A 14,904-nucleotide genomic window follows, 5' to 3' on the forward strand; every position below is an offset into this window, starting at 1 on the left:
GGAACGGTTCCCGCCCGGCTCTCCAATATCAATTGGTTTTTGGCGCGATCTTCACGGCAAGGTTCTCGATGCGGCTTGTTACCTCCGAGAGGACACCGGTGATCGCCGTGTCATTCTTGTCCGCTTTTTGCAAGGCTTCGTCACGGCTCTTGCGCAAGGCATCTGCCTCGTTCTCGAGGCCTTTCACCCGCATCTGCAATTCATGCAGTTCGTCCGTGATCATGATACCAGCCATGACGGTCAGGCGCAGGTCGCCGATTTCACCGAACGACGATTTGAGGTGCGTCACGTAACGGTCGAACCGTTCTGCGAGGCCGGTCAGATGCTGCTCCTGGCCTTCGTCACAGGCCATCCGGTAAGCTTTGCCGTCAATCGTAACTGTTACAGTGGCCATGGGCGTCTCTTTCAGCTGATAGCGGTATTACCGGTCCAGTACGGTACGAATGGATTCCATCGCCGTCACGAGACGGCGGGAGACTTCCTTGTTGGCGGCTTCCAGACGTTCCGCCCGTCCTTCAGACGCATCCAACTCCTGGGCCAGCCTCCGCCGGTCCATGTTCATGCGCTGGACCTCTTCCTCGGCTTCGGCAAAATCACCTTCCTGCTCGAGGCGCATGTCAACAGCGTCCTCGAGATGAGCCAAGGCTTTTGCCAGTCGTTCAAGAACCTGTTTGAGGGTGGCTTCCTGTGCCATTTTCGCGTTTCCCCTGTGTGTCGCTCTTTTACGCGAATCGCAAAAAGAAGAACAGCTTATGCGCCGAAGTCTAGAGGGCACATCAACGTCGCGTCAATCAATCCGCGTTGTCACAGTCCGGTCATGCACTGATAATAAGCGTCTGCGACGAAAGAGCCTGCTTTTCGAATGCCTCAATTTGACTTAGGTTTTATTGACTCCCTCATGACACCTGCTATGTGTCGCGTGCCTTTTGGATTTTGTCTAACCGGCGTCCAGAAACGGCATTTCCTATCCTCTTCGAAAGACGGTACACATGACCAATTCTGAAAAATCCAACCAAATGGCCAATGCAATCCGCTTTCTGTCGGCAGATGCAGTGGAGAAGGCCAATTCTGGCCATCCGGGTCTTCCCATGGGCGCAGCTGATATTGCGACCGTTCTCTATACCCGCTTCCTGAAGCATGATCCGAAAGCGCCACACTGGCCGGACCGCGATCGCTTTGTCCTTTCCGCAGGACATGGCTCGATGCTGCTTTATTCGGTGCTCTATCTCTCCGGTTACGAAGATATCACTATCGATCAGATCAAGAACTTCCGCCAGCTTGGCTCGCGCACAGCCGGTCATCCGGAATATGGTCATGCCGCCGGCATCGAGACCACGACGGGCCCACTCGGCCAGGGTCTGGCTAATTCTGTCGGCATGGCGCTTTCCGAGCGCATCCTGAACGCCCAATTTGGCGATGATCTCGTCAACCACCATACCTATGTGATCGTCGGTGACGGCTGCCTCATGGAAGGCATCAGCCAGGAAGCCATCGCGCTTGCCGGTCATCTCAAGCTGAACAAGCTGATCGTTTTCTGGGACCACAACAACATTTCCATCGATGGTCCGGTATCGCTCGCCGACAACACGGATCAATGTGCCCGCGTTGAGGCATCCGGCTGGAACTCCATCAATGTCGACGGCCACGATCAGGATGCGATTGCTGCTGCTATCGAAAAAGCCCACAAATCCGACAAGCCGACTCTGATTGCCTGCAAGACGACAATCGGTTTTGGTGCGCCGACCAAGGCCGGCACCAACAAGGTACATGGTTCGCCGCTGGGTGCGGAAGAACTGGCCGGTGCCCGCAAGGCTCTGGGCTGGACTTCCGAGCCATTCGTCGTGCCTGCCGACATCCTCGATACATGGCGTGTTTCGGGTCTGCGTTCCGCCAAGGAACATGCGGCATGGGAACAGCGTCTTGCTGCTGCCAACGCCGAGACGCGTGCTGAGTTTGATCGCCGTATGCGCGGCGACCTGCCTGCCAATTTCGATGCCACCATTGTCGCCTACAAAAAGAAGCTTTCGGAAGACAAGCCGAAGGTCGCAACCCGCAAGGCGTCGGAAATGGCGCTTGAGGTCATCAACGCCGTGGTTCCTGAGACAATCGGCGGTTCCGCCGATCTGACCGGTTCCAACAACACCAAGACCAGCCAGACCCAGAACATCAGCCCTGACGATTATGGTCAGCGCTATGTGCATTACGGCATTCGTGAGCACGGCATGGCCGCTGCCATGAACGGTATCGCGCTGCATGGCGGCCTCATCCCTTATTCCGGCACATTCCTGACTTTCTCGGACTATGCACGCGGCGCAATGCGCCTATCGAGCCTGATGGGTATCCGGGTCATCTATGTGATGACGCACGATTCCATCGGCTTGGGTGAAGATGGTCCGACCCATCAGCCGGTCGAACATCTGGCAGCACTGCGTGCGATTCCGAACAATTATGTGTTCCGTCCCGCCGACGTTGTCGAAACAGCCGAGTGCTGGCAGCTGGCGCTGGAATCCCGCAAAACCCCGTCGACACTGGCACTGACACGCCAGAACCTGCCGACGGTTCGTACGGACCATGTGGACGAGAATAAATGCGCCTACGGTGCCTATGAGCTGGCTCCGGCAAGCGGCAAGGCCGAAGTGACAATTTTCGCCACCGGTTCCGAGGTTGAAATTGCCCTGGCTGCCCGTGCACAGCTGGAACAGAACGGTCATCCGGCCCGCGTCGTCTCTGTACCCTGCTTCGAACTCTTCGAACAGCAGAGCGAGGACTACAAGCGTGCGCTGCTCGGCGATGCGCCGGTCAAGGTTGCGGTGGAAGCTGCCATCCGTCTCGGCTGGGATCGTTTCATCGGTGTCGATGGTATCTTTGTCGGCATGACCGGTTTTGGTGCCAGCGGTCCGATCGAAGAGCTTTACAAGCATTTCGGTATCACGGCAGAAGCCATCGTTTCGGCGGCGGAAGGCAAGTTGAAGTAATCGGCGGGCTAACCGCTTAATCCAATTCATCAAGGGCTCCTAACTACCCCCAAGGAGAAACTAAAAAATGACAGTTCGCGTTGCAATCAACGGGTTTGGCCGCATTGGCCGCAATGTTCTTCGCGCCATTATCGAGTCCGGCCGTACCGACATCAAGGTTGTCGGCATCAATGATCTGGGTCCAGTTGAAACCAATGCCCATCTGATGCGCTATGATTCCGTGCACGGCCGTTTCCCCGGCACTGTGACGGTTTCCGGCGACACCATCGATGTAGGCCAGGGTCCGATCAAGGTCACGGCTGTCCGCAACCCGGCTGAACTGCCGTGGAAAGAGCTCGATGTTGATATCGCGCTCGAGTGCACAGGCATTTTCACGGCGCGCGACAAGGCGGCGGCCCATCTCGAAGCCGGCGCCAAGCGCGTCATTGTTTCAGCCCCCGCTGACGGTGCCGACCTGACGGTCGTGTTTGGTGTGAACCACCATAAGCTGACCAAGGAACATCTGGTCATTTCCAATGCGTCCTGCACAACCAACTGCCTTGCCCCGGTTGCCTTTGTGTTGAACGAAGCCGTTGGCATTGATCATGGTTTCATGACCACGATCCACAGCTACACCGGCGATCAGCCAACGCTCGACACGATGCACAAGGATCTCTATCGCGGCCGTGCAGCTGCACTGTCGATGATCCCGACCTCAACAGGTGCAGCCAAGGCCGTTGGCCTCGTTCTGCCGGAACTCAATGGCAAGCTCGACGGCAGCTCAATCCGCGTTCCAACGCCGAATGTTTCGGTTGTGGATTTCAAGTTCGTTGCCAAGCGCGCGACCACGGTTGCCGAGATCAATGATGCCATCAAGACTGCCGCCAATGGCAAGCTGAAGGGTGTTCTCGGTTATACGGATGCACCGAATGTCTCGATCGACTTCAACCACGACCCGCATTCATCGATTTTCCACCTCGACCAGACCAAGGTCATGGATGGAACATTCGTCCGCGTCCTGTCGTGGTACGACAATGAATGGGGCTTCTCGAACCGCATGGCCGATACGGCCGTCGCGTTCAGCAAGGTCATCTGAGTGACCGAGGCGTGATATGTTATGAAATGGCGGGTCGACAACACCCGCCATTTTTGTTTTTGCTTATGATAACGGGAATGTCCGGCAGGCGAGCAACCGGATATCCTTGATACAGACGAGGATGATGACCATGCCAGCTTTCAAGACACTCGATGATGCCGATGTTGCAGGAAAACGCGTTCTTCTGCGTGTTGATCTGAACGTTCCGGTCGCCAATGGCCACGTGACGGATGCCACCCGTATCGAGCGTGTTGCCCCGACTATCCTCGAATTGTCCAAAAAGGGCGCCAAGGTCATCCTGCTGGCGCATTTTGGCCGCCCCAAGGATGGGCCAACGCCGGAATTCAGCCTGAAGCCTATCGCGCATGCGGTGGGCAAGGTCATCGATCGCAATGTGCACTTTGCCGAGGACAGCATCGGCGACAAGGCGGCGGAAGCCGTTGCCAAGCTCGCGGATGGCGACATTCTGCTGCTGGAAAACACCCGTTTCCACAAGGGCGAGGAAAAGAACGATCCGGCCTATGTAAAGGCGCTGGCCGCTAATGGCGATATCTATGTCAATGATGCGTTTTCGGCGGCGCACCGCGCCCATGCCTCCACAGAAGGACTGGCGCATGTGCTGCCTTCCTATGCGGGCCGCACCATGCAGGCGGAGCTGGAGGCGCTGGAAAGCGGTCTCGGCAATCCGAAGCGCCCGGTGGTGGCTGTTGTCGGCGGTGCCAAGGTTTCGTCCAAGCTCGATCTGCTCGGCAATCTCGTCGAGAAGGTCGATGCGCTGGTGATCGGCGGCGGCATGGCCAATACATTCCTGGCGGCGCAGGGCGTCAAGGTGGGTAAATCGCTGTGCGAGCATGATCTGGCCGATACGGCCCGCGAAATCATGGCCAAGGCGCAGGCCGCGAACTGCGTGATCATCCTGCCGGTCGATGCAATCGTTGCCTGGCATTTCGAAGCCAATGCCCCGTTCCATGCCTACGGTCTCGATGCAATTCCTGACGACGGCATGATCCTTGATGTGGGTCCGCAGTCGATCGAGCGCATCAAGAGCGCAATCGATGACGCGGCGACTCTGGTGTGGAACGGTCCGCTGGGTGCCTTCGAGCTGACGCCTTTCGACAAGGCGACCGTTGCCGCAGCCCGGCATGTGGCAGAGCGCACCAAATCCGGTCATCTGGTTTCGGTTGCAGGCGGCGGCGACACGGTCGCTGCGCTTAACCATGCGGGTATTGCCGGTGATCTGACGTATGTTTCGACTGCAGGCGGCGCTTTCCTCGAATGGATGGAAGGCAAGCCGCTTCCGGGCGTTGATGTGCTCAAGCGTTAGTGGCCTGTTCCAGGAAAATCCGGGGTCTTTGCGGGCCCCGGATTAACGAAGAACAGAAAATGTTATCCTGTTAAATCGGTTGAAAAAATTTCAATCGTTTCAAAGGCTTGAACTGCCATTCCGTTTGATATGAGCTTCTGGTATGGGCCAGACCACTAGAAACGGAGTGCATGATCTATGAGCGAACGCCTGGAAGATATCGCGATTGCAATGGTTGCCAACGGCAAGGGCCTGCTTGCTGCGGATGAAAGTACCGGAACGATCAAGAAGCGGTTCGATACGATTGGGCTGGAATCGACAGCCGATAGCCGCCGCGACTATCGCGAAATGCTGTTCCGCTCGGATGATGCCATGAAGAACTACATCTCCGGCGTCATTCTGTATGATGAAACCCTGCGCCAGAACGCCAAGGACGGCACGCCCTTCGTCCAGATCCTGAAAGCCGCAGGCAGCATTCCGGGCATCAAGGTCGACGCCGGTGCCAAGGATCTCGCGGGTTTTGCCGGCGAAACCATCACGGAAGGCCTCGACGGCCTGCGTGAGCGGCTGGCAGAATATCACAAGCTGGGTGCGCGTTTTGCCAAGTGGCGCGGCGTCATCAACATTTCGGACACCCTGCCAAGCTGGGGTTCGGTCAAGCAGAATGCACAGGCTCTGGCTCGGTATGCCGCCCTCTGCCAGGAAGCTGGTATCGTGCCGATCGTTGAACCTGAGGTGCTGATGGATGGCAAGCCTGGCACGCACTCGATCGAGCGCTGCTACGACGTGACCGAATGGGTATTGAAGACCGTTTTCACCGAACTCTATGATGCCCGCGTTGTGCTGGAAGGCATGATCCTCAAGCCGAACATGGTCATCGATGGCAAGAATGCCCGCAAGGCTTCAGTCGAACAGGTTGCCGAACAGACCGTGCGTCTGTTGAAGTCGACAGTTCCGACAGCGGTGCCCGGCATTGCATTCCTGTCCGGCGGTCAGTCGGACGAAGAGGCAACGGCACATCTCTCTGCCATGAACGCCGCCCACGACCTGCCGTGGAAGCTGACATTCTCCTATGGCCGTGCCCTGCAGGCGGCGGCTCTGAGCGCCTGGAACGGCAAGTCGGAAAATGTCGCAGCCGGACAGCGTGCCTTCACGCACCGCGCCAAAATGAACAGCCTTGCCGCCACAGGCGGCTGGAAAAAGGACCTGGAAAAGGCGGCTTAAGCGTTTTTTATACAAAAACAGCTTTCATGGAGCCCGGACTGGAATCAGGTCCGGGCTTTTTTGTGTGCTGTGAGGAACGTTTGACGAAACCATCGGCTTTCCATCCGCTTGTCAGCTGGCTGCTGTTTCCGGTCTATGCATGGCAGGGTATTGCCGTACGGCTGAAGACGGAACGCATGTTGCCACCACCGGCTTTTCCCGTTGGCGAGATTGCAGGCAAGGAGCCGGCAATCCGCTTGCTCGTTCTGGGAGATTCCTCCGCTGGCGGTGTCGGGGTGAGTGATGTCTGGCAGAGCCTTTGCGTGCGTCTTGCCGTACATCTGCAGGGGCGTACCGGGCGCAAGATCATCTGGCGCGCCGCCGGGTTCAATTCCGCTACGTCAGGGCAGTTGCGTGATCACGTGGTGCCGAATATCGAGCGCGGCATGTGGACCCATATCGTGCTGACGACAGGGACGAACGACACCAAGAATTTCCATTCGGTCGCCCGTTTCAAGCGGGAATTCGGCGGCCTGCTCTATGCGCTCAAAGCCAAATGGCCCGAAGTGGCCATCGTCTGGTCGCCGGTCATCGACTTCCGCGATGTCCCCGCCATGCCGCCTTTGCTTGGACGCATTCTGGAGGGACGTGCCGGGGCCATCAATGCCATGGGGGAGCGGCTCTGCAGGGAGCGTATGGCGATACCGGCGCCGCGCCTGCCGGTGGATGGGCCGGAAGGCTTTTCAAGTGACGGTTTCCATGCCTCCGCACACGGCTACGACGCCTGGGCGAAACATCTCGTGCCCTACGTGCTCAATCTTCCGAATGGCGAAAAGGCTGCGGGGTAATTTCACGCGCATCGGCAGCAGGATCGAGCAGGAGCAGTGGAGCGATCCGGCCAGTCTGCTGCACGTGGCTGATGATATGAACGCGATCATCGGTATCGCGATGCACCGAATAGACCAACTCGCCTTTGAGGCTGCGATCCGCCTGCCCGCGTTCGATGCGGAACCGCAGCATCAACGCGACCAGTCCCAATACGAAGGCGGGCGGAACGATGAGCCACAACACCTTTAACCAATCAGACAGCGACTGGTACGTGTCAAAAAAATCTTGCCAGAAGTAATACGTATCCAAGCAACCGCACTCGAAATGATTGTTCGTTAAAAAAAATATCCTATTATGGGATAATCCGAAAGTGGGATTAATCACGAAGCTCCAGTTTTTGTGTGGAGCATATGACGAAATCCCTTCATTCAGAGCCATATGCCGACCTATTGACCGTTCTTGTTGCTGCGCGCCGCGACAAAGGCGTTACCCAGCAGGTCATCGCAGAGAGATTGCAAAAGCCTCAATCTTATATCGCCAAAATTGAGGGTGGTGAGCGTCGCCTGGATATTGTCGAGTTTATAGCTCTTGCGCGTGCATTGGAAATCGATCCGGCGACGATGTTTGCCGACGTATTACACGCGATCGATAGCGAGGCTTGAATGGCTGGCGTTCTGATCGTGCGTGGTTCGACAAGCTCACCATGAGGGATATGGGTGGGCTGCAAGGCTAATCGCAAGTATTGCAGCATGAGCAATCTTGCAGAATAGAACTCCCTGCAATCCTCACTCTTCCTCATGGTGAGCCTGTCGAACCACGGCATGAAGGTTCTGCAGAGTGAAGCATCAAAGCGGCTTGAGTGCATAGCGAGCTCGAAAGATCGAATATCGTTGCTCTTCGGGCCAGAACAAAACTCATAACCCGCTGTGGCTCAGCATCACGATCACCATCATCGCAAAGATGGCACCGGCGGCGATTTTCCAGAAATCGCTGCGTTTTTTCATGCCGGGCCAGCCCAATGGCTTGATCAGGTGCAGGACCATCATCAGGATCAGCAGGAGTGGCAGGACTTTGGTCATTACGGGTAAAAACCTGCCGGGTGCGGGGTGCGGGATGATTGTGATTTCGACAAGTGTGTGATCCCGCGCCAATTGTCAAATCGGCCTTTGACTCCGGGGCATACATTGGGGAAGGTACGTTATCTGGGAGGACATTCATGACGTCACGCTATGCACAGGTCTATCGGGATTGGCAGGCCAATCCGGAAGGATTTTGGGCCAAGGCCGCCGAGGCCATAGATTGGACGAGGCCGTGGGAACAGGTCTTTGATGCCACGCACCAGCCCTATGGGCGCTGGTATCCGGGCGCGGAATGCAACACCTGCTACAATGCCGTCGACCGTCATGTGGAGCGCGGTCGGAGTGATCAGGTTGCCCTGATCTATGACAGCGCTGTGACCGGCACGGGACGGAAGATCACCTATTCCGCTTTGCTGGATGAGGTGAACGCGCTGGCGGCGGTGCTGGCCGACAAGGGGGTCGCAAAGGGCGACCGCGTCATCATCTATATGGCAATGGTGCCGGAAGCCGTGGTTGCCATGCTGGCCTGTGCACGCATCGGAGCGGTGCATTCGGTGGTGTTTGGCGGTTTTGCCCCGCATGAGCTGGCAACGCGCATTGATGATGCCAAACCGGTCATGATCATTGCCACCTCCTGCGGCCTCGAGCCGGGCCGGGTGGTGGCGTACAAGCCGATGCTGGACATGGCCATCGAGCAGGCCGTGCACAAGGTCGGTACCTGTCTCATTCTCGTGCGCCCGCAACAGCCGCACGAACTGATTCCCGGGCGCGATATCGACTACGCAAACGCCGTTGCTGCTACGCGTGGCCGAAAAGTGCCCTGCGCAAGCGTCAAGGCAACCGACCCGCTCTATATCCTCTATACGTCAGGTACAACGGGGCAGCCAAAGGGCGTGGTGCGTGACAATGGCGGTCATCTCGTTGCGCTGGCTTGGTCCATGGGGGCGATATACGACACGGCTCCGGGTGACGTGTTCTGGGCCGCCTCCGATATCGGCTGGGCCGTGGGGCATTCCTATATCGCCTATGCACCGCTGTTCATTGGCGCGACCAGTGTGCTGTTCGAAGGCAAGCCCGTGGGCACGCCCGATGCAGGTACATTCTGGCGGGTGATTGCCGAGCACAAGGTCAAGGTGCTGTTCACGGCGCCAACCGCGTTCCGGGCCATCAAGAAGGAAGATCCAAGGGGCGAATTCATCGGGAAATACGATTTGTCCTCACTCCGATACCTTTTTCTGGCGGGCGAGCGGGCGGATACGGATACGATCAAATGGGCCGAGGAGAAGCTCGGTGTCCCTGTCATCGATCATTGGTGGCAGACGGAAAGCGGCTGGCCAATGGCTGCCAATCCGGCAGGTCTCGGCATGCTTCCGGTCAAATATGGTTCACCGACCGTCCCTATGCCCGGTTATGACGTTCAGGTGCTGGATGATGCCGGGCACCCGGTTAAACGGGGTGAGCTCGGCAATATCGTGGTCAAAATGCCTTTGCCGCCCGCCTGTCTGCCGACACTCTGGAATGCTGACCAGCGATTCCGCGAAGCCTATATGGCGGAGTTTCCCGGCTATTATAAAACCGCCGATGCCGGGATTGTTGATGAGGATGGCTATATCTACATCATGAGCCGTACCGACGACATCATCAATGTCGCTGGCCATCGCCTGTCGACGGGGTCGATGGAGGAGGTGTTGTCGAGCCATCCGGATGTGGCCGAATGCGCTGTCATCGGCATTACCGACCAGGTGAAGGGACAGGTTCCCTGTGGTTTCATCGTGCTCAAATCGGGTGTCATCCGGGCTCCCGAAGACATCGAGAAGGAATGCATTGCCCTCATCCGTGACCGGATCGGCCCGGTTGCGGCCTTCAAGATCGCGGTTACAGCCAAGCGCCTGCCCAAAACCCGGTCTGGCAAAATTCTGCGCGGCACGATGCAGAAAATTGCCGATCAGGAGCCGTGGAACATGCCGGCGACCATCGATGATCCTGCCATTCTCGATGAGATCAAGGCGGTGCTCAACGCAAGGGGTATTGGTGTCGCCGCAGGTTGACCGCTGAACCGCCAGCATTAAGCTCGATTCCTTAATCAGGAGATTCGAACATGGCTTTGGATGGCAAGATCGCGATTGTAACAGGCGGCGCGCAGGGCATCGGCAATGCCATTGCCCGGCGCTATCTGCAGGACGGTGCGAGCGTGATGATTGCCGACAGCAATGACGAGCGCGGTCTGGCGGCGGTCAAGGATCTCGGCGGCTTCGGCAAGGTGCGGTTCACGTCGACCGATGTCAGCAGCAAGCTTGATGTGCACAATCTGGTGGCGGCAACGCTGGATGCATTCGGCGATATCGATGTGCTCGTCAACAGTGCGGGCATTGTCCATACTTGCGAATTCCTGGACCTGAAGGAAGAGGATTTTGACCGCGTTCTGCGAATCAATCTGAAGGGATCGTTCCTGTGCGGGCAAGCGGTTGCCCGCCATATGGTCGACAAGGTCGAGAACGGTGGATCACCGGGGGCGATCATCAATCTGTCTTCGATAAATGCACTGTTCGGCCTGCCCAATCAGGTGCCCTATTCCATCTCCAAGGGCGGCGTGAATCAGCTGACACGGGTCATGGCGGTATCGCTGGCCGCCTATGGTATCCGGGTCAACGCCATCGGACCCGGCTCGATCAATACGGAAATGCTGGAAGCGGTGAATTCCGACGCGGCATCCAAACAGCGCATGCTTTCGCGCACGCCGCTGGGCAGGGTGGGTGAACCATCGGAAATTGCCGGCATCGCGGCATTTCTGGCATCGAATGACGCCAGTTACATCACCGGCCAGACCATCTATGCCGATGGTGGTCGCCTGCCGCTAAACTATACCGTTCCTGTCAAATCCTAGGGTACATAATTCCTGGCCCTGCTGACAGGCTCCTGACAGAAGGTTGTCAGGAGGGGTATGCGATAGTGTCTTCGTAAACAAAGGAGACACGGACATGAATACGGTTGATTTCGGAATCGTGAATACGATCAGGCGTCTGTGGACGGAATTCGCTCATACGCGTGAAGAAATGCGGACAGAGCGCTCCATCAACGGATTGCCGGAATATCTGCTCAAGGACATTGGCTGGCCCGATGCCTATGCAGAACGTCTGGCACGGCGCAATTCGCTGAAGGAGGTCGATGCTGGCAATGACAATGCCAGCACGATCCGTCAGCCCAACCGTTTGCAGCATCCAGCACCCAAACAGGGCGGAAAAGCGAGCCAAAGCGGTTATTTCAAGCTAGAATACTGATCCGGTAAACCAAAGAGGAGCGCCTGCCATGGAACAGAAAAAGAAAATCGGCCTTGTATTCATCGATGAGTTCGCCGATTGGGAGTTCGGTCTTCTTACCGGCTCGGCTGTCGAATGGTTTGGCGCACGAACGGTTGCGCTAGCCCCGTCGTCAGGTCCTTTGAGGTCCATTGGCGGGCTGCATCTTGTGCCGGATCGTGGTCTTGACCCCGAGGAGAACGCCGATCTCGACGCGGTTGCCGTTATCGGTGCCAATACATGGCCGTCGGAAGACGCTCCTGACATTGCGCCGCTTTTGACGTCAGTCTTGTCACGAGGCGGGGTTGTCGGCGGCATTTGCGGCGGTACGCTTGCGCTTGCACGCGCCGGTCTCTTCGAGGGACGCAAACACACCAGCAATGGTGCGGGCTGGATCGAGACCAACATTGGCGACTATGCCGGTTCCTCGCTCTATCAGGATGTGCCGTATGCGGTGCATGACGGCCACATTGTCAGTGCTCCCGGCTCGGCACCCGGTACATTTGCGACGCGGTTTCTGGGTGCGGTTCTGCCTGACAAAGCTGCCGAGATTGCCGAGATGCGCGGCTTGATCGCCCGCGAATATCAGACGGCAAGCTGAGCAAGGGCAACGGGAGGGCGTGATGAAAACATGGGCGGATAAATTGGATTCAGGTGCACCATCGCAGGTCAAGCCGGCGCCGATCAACATTGCCGGCATGAAGGCCGGGGAAATCATGCTGGTGCCCACGGCCCGTCAGGTGGACGACTTCATCCGCACCCTCCCCAAGGGCACACACATGGAGATCAGGACCCTGCGGCAGCGCATGGCCAAGCAGCACGGGGCCGAGGTAACCTGCCCGATCACGATGGGGTTTCACCTGAGAACTGTCGCCGAGGCGGCATTTGAAGATTTTCAGAGGACCGGCGACATCAGCGCCGTGACACCGTTCTGGCGGGTCCTCGATGCCAGCACGCCGACAATTTCCCGACTGTCGTTCGGGACGGCTTTTGTAACCGAACAACGCCTTAAAGAAGGCTTGAAGGATTAACAGGGATTTGCCATGCGACGAGCAGACCGTCTCTTTCAGATTGTGCAGAAACTCCGGGGCGGGCGGCTTGTTACCGCACGTCAGCTGGCGGAAAAGCTCGAGGTTTCCGAACGCACCATCTATCGCGATATTGCCGACTTGCAATCGACCGGGGTACCGATCGACGGGGAGGCGGGGGTTGGCTATATCCTGCGTGAAGGCTTTGATCTGCCGCCCCTGATGTTCACGCGTGACGAGGTGGTCGCTCTGGTCGCCGGCGCGCGGCTGATAACGGCATGGGGCGGTGCTTCCATGGCGCGCGCGGCTGAAGAGGCGATCATCAAGATCGGCGCTGTCCTGCCCAAGGATGATCGCCCGCGCATCGCCAACACGCATATTCATTCGTCCGGTACCAACATCAGCAGCCATGACCGGGCTATGATCGATCTTGCCGAGAATGCTGCGGACCAGTGCCAGGTACTGTCGATCACTTACAAGGACCTCGACGGCAAGGAAAGCTTGCGCGATATCCGTCCGCTCGGACTGTGGTTCTGGGGCAAGGTCTGGACGGTCATCAGCTGGTGTGAGCTGCGCAACGATTTCCGCACATTCCGTATCGACCGGATATCCAAGGCCGAGAAGGCCCTGCGCATCTTCCGTCAGGAACGCGGCAAGACGCTGGCTGATTTCTACCGCCGGGTCGAGCTGAGCGAAGCGCCCGATGCAAAGAAAGCATCCTAGAGCGCCGTACGGTCCGCGTTGCCCGCTGTGACAAAATCCTCCCGACTCAGGGAAAAATATCTGTATGGGAAGCCATCCAGTGCGGCTCTGAGGCCCATTTTCTCCGCCACATGCATGGATGCCGTATTGTCCGGATGAATCGCGGCGATGATTCGCTCGACGCCCACATGCTCGAAGGCATGCACAACGAGCGCCCGCGCGGCTTCCGTCGCATAGCCTTTACCCCAGGCATGCCGATTGAGCCGCCAGCCGATTTCAATGTCCGGTCCTACTGCGTCATCCGGGATCAGCAGAACCCAGCCAAGAAACAGTTCCGGTTGGCGCTTTGCGAAAATGGACCAGTAGCCCAATCCCGGAGCAAAATCAGCCTCCATGCGCGCGGTGATGAAACGGCGGTGAGCATCAGGATCGTGCCATGGTCCCGGCACATATCGGGTCACCTCCGGATCGCGATCCATGGTCATGCAGTCTTCAAGATCAGCCATGGTGCGCGGACGCAGGAAAAGACGCTCCGTCTCGAATGTCGGCAGCAACGCTATATCTCCCGTAAGACAAAAAAGCTCCACCAGCGGCGGAGCTTTCTTGATTCCGGGATTGCCGGTCAAGACAATCGTGAAGCTTATTCTTCCTCGTCTTCGTCCGCATTGCGGCCCTTGAGCGAGGAAAGCTTGGCGAAAACCTTGTCCGCATCGAGCTCTTCGTCCTCTTCGCGGGCAGCTGGCTGGATGTCCAGATTTTCCGTGGCGGATGCCGGCAGCAATGTGTCACCGCCTTCGCCCGGCTGGACCGGACGATTACGGGAAGAACGCTCCACTTCAAGGTCCAGATCGATCTGCGAGCACAGGCCGAGTGTTACCGGATCCATGGGCTGGAGATTGTTTGAATTCCAGTGCGTGCGGTTGCGGATCTGCTCGATGGTCGACTTCGTCGTACCGATGAGGCGCGAAACCTGCGCATCCTTCAGTTCCGGGTGGTTGCGCACCAGCCAGAGAATGGCATTCGGACGATCCTGACGCTTGGACAGCGGCGTATAGCGCGGGCCCTTGCGCTTGGCCTCGGGCACACGCACTTTCGGCTCGAGAATCTTCAACTTATGATCGATATCGGCTTCGCCCTTCGCGATCTCCTCGCGGGACAGCTGACCCGTCATCAGCGGGTCCAGCCCCTTGATGCCCTGGGCCGATTCACCGTCGGCAATTGCTTTCACCTCAAGCGGGTGCAGTTTGCAGAACGCTGCAATCTGGTCAAAAGACAGAGCGGTGTTGTCGACAAGCCAGACGGCCGTTGCCTTTGGCATGAGAAGCTGGGTGGCCATTGAATATAGTCCTCTCGTTCGTCCGCTCCGGTGAGGCGGGACGTGGGTTCAACCACAATTTCCGGGAATTCGAGGCGTT

18 protein-coding genes are annotated in these 14,904 nt (G+C 57.7%); 12 read left to right on the plus strand and 6 right to left on the minus strand.

Translation table 11 applies throughout. The annotated features are described in order from the left end of the window. Nucleotides 1-28: 28 nt before the first annotated feature. Nucleotides 29-394 carry a cell division protein ZapA gene (locus FHW16_RS09040; RefSeq protein WP_182548728.1) on the minus strand — a complete coding sequence of 122 codons (366 nt, stop codon included), beginning with the start codon at nucleotides 392-394 and terminating at the stop codon, nucleotides 29-31. Nucleotides 395-421: 27 nt separating this feature from the next. Beyond that, a complete protein-coding gene (locus FHW16_RS09045; protein ID WP_182548729.1) occupies nucleotides 422-694 on the minus strand; it encodes a DUF4164 domain-containing protein in 273 nt (90 codons plus the stop codon). Nucleotides 695-989: 295 nt separating this feature from the next. Here FHW16_RS09045 and tkt point away from each other — a divergent pair, with 295 nt between their 5' ends. From tkt to FHW16_RS09070, 5 genes are all read left to right on the plus strand, one after another. Beyond that, complete coding sequence (tkt, locus tag FHW16_RS09050; RefSeq protein WP_182548730.1) at nucleotides 990-2,975, plus strand: transketolase; 1,986 nt, start codon at nucleotides 990-992, stop codon at nucleotides 2,973-2,975. Nucleotides 2,976-3,042: 67 nt separating this feature from the next. Continuing rightward, the gene (gene gap / locus FHW16_RS09055; protein WP_182548731.1) at nucleotides 3,043-4,050 is read left to right on the plus strand and encodes a type I glyceraldehyde-3-phosphate dehydrogenase; all 1,008 of its coding nucleotides are present in this window, start codon (nucleotides 3,043-3,045) and stop codon (nucleotides 4,048-4,050) included. Nucleotides 4,051-4,180: 130 nt separating this feature from the next. After that, complete coding sequence (locus FHW16_RS09060) at nucleotides 4,181-5,374, plus strand: phosphoglycerate kinase (RefSeq protein ID WP_182548732.1); 1,194 nt, start codon at nucleotides 4,181-4,183, stop codon at nucleotides 5,372-5,374. 177 nt (nucleotides 5,375-5,551) lie between these two features. Next, a complete protein-coding gene (locus FHW16_RS09065; protein WP_182548733.1) occupies nucleotides 5,552-6,577 on the plus strand; it encodes a class I fructose-bisphosphate aldolase in 1,026 nt (341 codons plus the stop codon). Between the two features lie 80 nt (nucleotides 6,578-6,657). Beyond that, nucleotides 6,658-7,404 (plus strand): SGNH/GDSL hydrolase family protein, encoded by a 747-nt coding sequence (locus FHW16_RS09070; protein ID WP_246711639.1) that lies wholly within the window; start codon nucleotides 6,658-6,660, stop codon nucleotides 7,402-7,404. Here the strand turns inward: FHW16_RS09070 and FHW16_RS09075 are convergent. Further along, the gene (locus FHW16_RS09075) at nucleotides 7,370-7,624 is read right to left on the minus strand and encodes a hypothetical protein (protein WP_182548735.1); all 255 of its coding nucleotides are present in this window, start codon (nucleotides 7,622-7,624) and stop codon (nucleotides 7,370-7,372) included. The two genes, FHW16_RS09070 and FHW16_RS09075, sit on opposite strands and share 35 nt — an antisense overlap. A 170-nt stretch (nucleotides 7,625-7,794) precedes the next feature. Here FHW16_RS09075 and FHW16_RS09080 point away from each other — a divergent pair, with 170 nt between their 5' ends. Further along, complete coding sequence (locus FHW16_RS09080; RefSeq protein ID WP_182548736.1) at nucleotides 7,795-8,046, plus strand: helix-turn-helix domain-containing protein; 252 nt, start codon at nucleotides 7,795-7,797, stop codon at nucleotides 8,044-8,046. Between the two features lie 252 nt (nucleotides 8,047-8,298). Here the strand turns inward: FHW16_RS09080 and FHW16_RS09085 are convergent, their stop codons facing one another. Next, complete coding sequence (locus FHW16_RS09085) at nucleotides 8,299-8,463, minus strand: hypothetical protein (protein ID WP_182548737.1); 165 nt, start codon at nucleotides 8,461-8,463, stop codon at nucleotides 8,299-8,301. A gap of 137 nt (nucleotides 8,464-8,600) precedes the next feature. Between FHW16_RS09085 and FHW16_RS09090 the strand changes: the two genes are divergently transcribed. The 6 genes from FHW16_RS09090 (at nucleotide 8,601) to FHW16_RS09115 (ending at nucleotide 13,510) form a co-directional block, all read left to right on the plus strand. Continuing rightward, nucleotides 8,601-10,511 carry a propionyl-CoA synthetase gene (locus tag FHW16_RS09090; RefSeq protein ID WP_182548738.1) on the plus strand — a complete coding sequence of 637 codons (1,911 nt, stop codon included), beginning with the start codon at nucleotides 8,601-8,603 and terminating at the stop codon, nucleotides 10,509-10,511. Nucleotides 10,512-10,561: 50 nt separating this feature from the next. After that, nucleotides 10,562-11,347 (plus strand): SDR family NAD(P)-dependent oxidoreductase, encoded by a 786-nt coding sequence (locus tag FHW16_RS09095; protein ID WP_182548739.1) that lies wholly within the window; start codon nucleotides 10,562-10,564, stop codon nucleotides 11,345-11,347. Between the two features lie 94 nt (nucleotides 11,348-11,441). Next, nucleotides 11,442-11,741, plus strand: a complete 300-nt coding sequence (locus FHW16_RS09100) for a DUF1127 domain-containing protein (protein ID WP_182548997.1) — start codon at nucleotides 11,442-11,444, stop codon at nucleotides 11,739-11,741. Between the two features lie 28 nt (nucleotides 11,742-11,769). Further along, nucleotides 11,770-12,360: a DJ-1/PfpI family protein gene (locus FHW16_RS09105; protein ID WP_182548740.1), complete on the plus strand. Its 591-nt coding sequence runs from the start codon at nucleotides 11,770-11,772 to the stop codon at nucleotides 12,358-12,360. A gap of 22 nt (nucleotides 12,361-12,382) precedes the next feature. After that, on the plus strand, nucleotides 12,383-12,790 hold the full coding sequence (locus tag FHW16_RS09110) for a hypothetical protein (RefSeq protein WP_182548741.1): 408 nt from the start codon (nucleotides 12,383-12,385) through the stop codon (nucleotides 12,788-12,790). Between the two features lie 12 nt (nucleotides 12,791-12,802). After that, a complete protein-coding gene (locus FHW16_RS09115) occupies nucleotides 12,803-13,510 on the plus strand; it encodes a helix-turn-helix transcriptional regulator (RefSeq protein ID WP_182548742.1) in 708 nt (235 codons plus the stop codon). Here the strand turns inward: FHW16_RS09115 and FHW16_RS09120 are convergent. Both FHW16_RS09120 and FHW16_RS09125 read right to left on the minus strand, forming a co-directional pair. Beyond that, nucleotides 13,507-14,043, minus strand: a complete 537-nt coding sequence (locus FHW16_RS09120; protein ID WP_182548743.1) for a GNAT family N-acetyltransferase — start codon at nucleotides 14,041-14,043, stop codon at nucleotides 13,507-13,509. The genes FHW16_RS09115 and FHW16_RS09120 overlap by 4 nt on opposite strands. An 86-nt stretch (nucleotides 14,044-14,129) precedes the next feature. Further along, entirely contained in the window at nucleotides 14,130-14,825 is a 696-nt protein-coding gene (locus FHW16_RS09125; RefSeq protein WP_182548744.1) for a DUF1013 domain-containing protein, read from the minus strand. Nucleotides 14,826-14,904: the final 79 nt, after the last annotated feature.

It is taken from the genome of Phyllobacterium myrsinacearum (genome assembly GCF_014138285.1).
Lineage (GTDB): Bacteria > Pseudomonadota > Alphaproteobacteria > Rhizobiales > Rhizobiaceae > Phyllobacterium > Phyllobacterium myrsinacearum_A.

What these genes read in the sequence shown, in the direction of transcription:
- FHW16_RS09040 (WP_182548728.1), bottom strand. Translation starts at nt 394, where the DNA reads ATGGCCACTGTAACAGTTACGATTGACGGCAAAGCTTACCGGATGGCC.
- FHW16_RS09045 (WP_182548729.1), bottom strand. Translation starts at nt 694, where the DNA reads ATGGCACAGGAAGCCACCCTCAAACAGGTTCTTGAACGACTGGCAAAA.
- tkt (WP_182548730.1), top strand. Translation starts at nt 990, where the DNA reads ATGACCAATTCTGAAAAATCCAACCAAATGGCCAATGCAATCCGCTTT.
- gap (WP_182548731.1), top strand. Translation starts at nt 3,043, where the DNA reads ATGACAGTTCGCGTTGCAATCAACGGGTTTGGCCGCATTGGCCGCAAT.
- FHW16_RS09060 (WP_182548732.1), top strand. Translation starts at nt 4,181, where the DNA reads ATGCCAGCTTTCAAGACACTCGATGATGCCGATGTTGCAGGAAAACGC.
- FHW16_RS09065 (WP_182548733.1), top strand. Translation starts at nt 5,552, where the DNA reads ATGAGCGAACGCCTGGAAGATATCGCGATTGCAATGGTTGCCAACGGC.
- FHW16_RS09080 (WP_182548736.1), top strand. Translation starts at nt 7,795, where the DNA reads ATGACGAAATCCCTTCATTCAGAGCCATATGCCGACCTATTGACCGTT.
- FHW16_RS09085 (WP_182548737.1), bottom strand. Translation starts at nt 8,463, where the DNA reads ATGACCAAAGTCCTGCCACTCCTGCTGATCCTGATGATGGTCCTGCAC.
- FHW16_RS09090 (WP_182548738.1), top strand. Translation starts at nt 8,601, where the DNA reads ATGACGTCACGCTATGCACAGGTCTATCGGGATTGGCAGGCCAATCCG.
- FHW16_RS09095 (WP_182548739.1), top strand. Translation starts at nt 10,562, where the DNA reads ATGGCTTTGGATGGCAAGATCGCGATTGTAACAGGCGGCGCGCAGGGC.
- FHW16_RS09100 (WP_182548997.1), top strand. Translation starts at nt 11,442, where the DNA reads ATGAATACGGTTGATTTCGGAATCGTGAATACGATCAGGCGTCTGTGG.
- FHW16_RS09105 (WP_182548740.1), top strand. Translation starts at nt 11,770, where the DNA reads ATGGAACAGAAAAAGAAAATCGGCCTTGTATTCATCGATGAGTTCGCC.
- FHW16_RS09110 (WP_182548741.1), top strand. Translation starts at nt 12,383, where the DNA reads ATGAAAACATGGGCGGATAAATTGGATTCAGGTGCACCATCGCAGGTC.
- FHW16_RS09115 (WP_182548742.1), top strand. Translation starts at nt 12,803, where the DNA reads ATGCGACGAGCAGACCGTCTCTTTCAGATTGTGCAGAAACTCCGGGGC.
- FHW16_RS09125 (WP_182548744.1), bottom strand. Translation starts at nt 14,825, where the DNA reads ATGGCCACCCAGCTTCTCATGCCAAAGGCAACGGCCGTCTGGCTTGTC.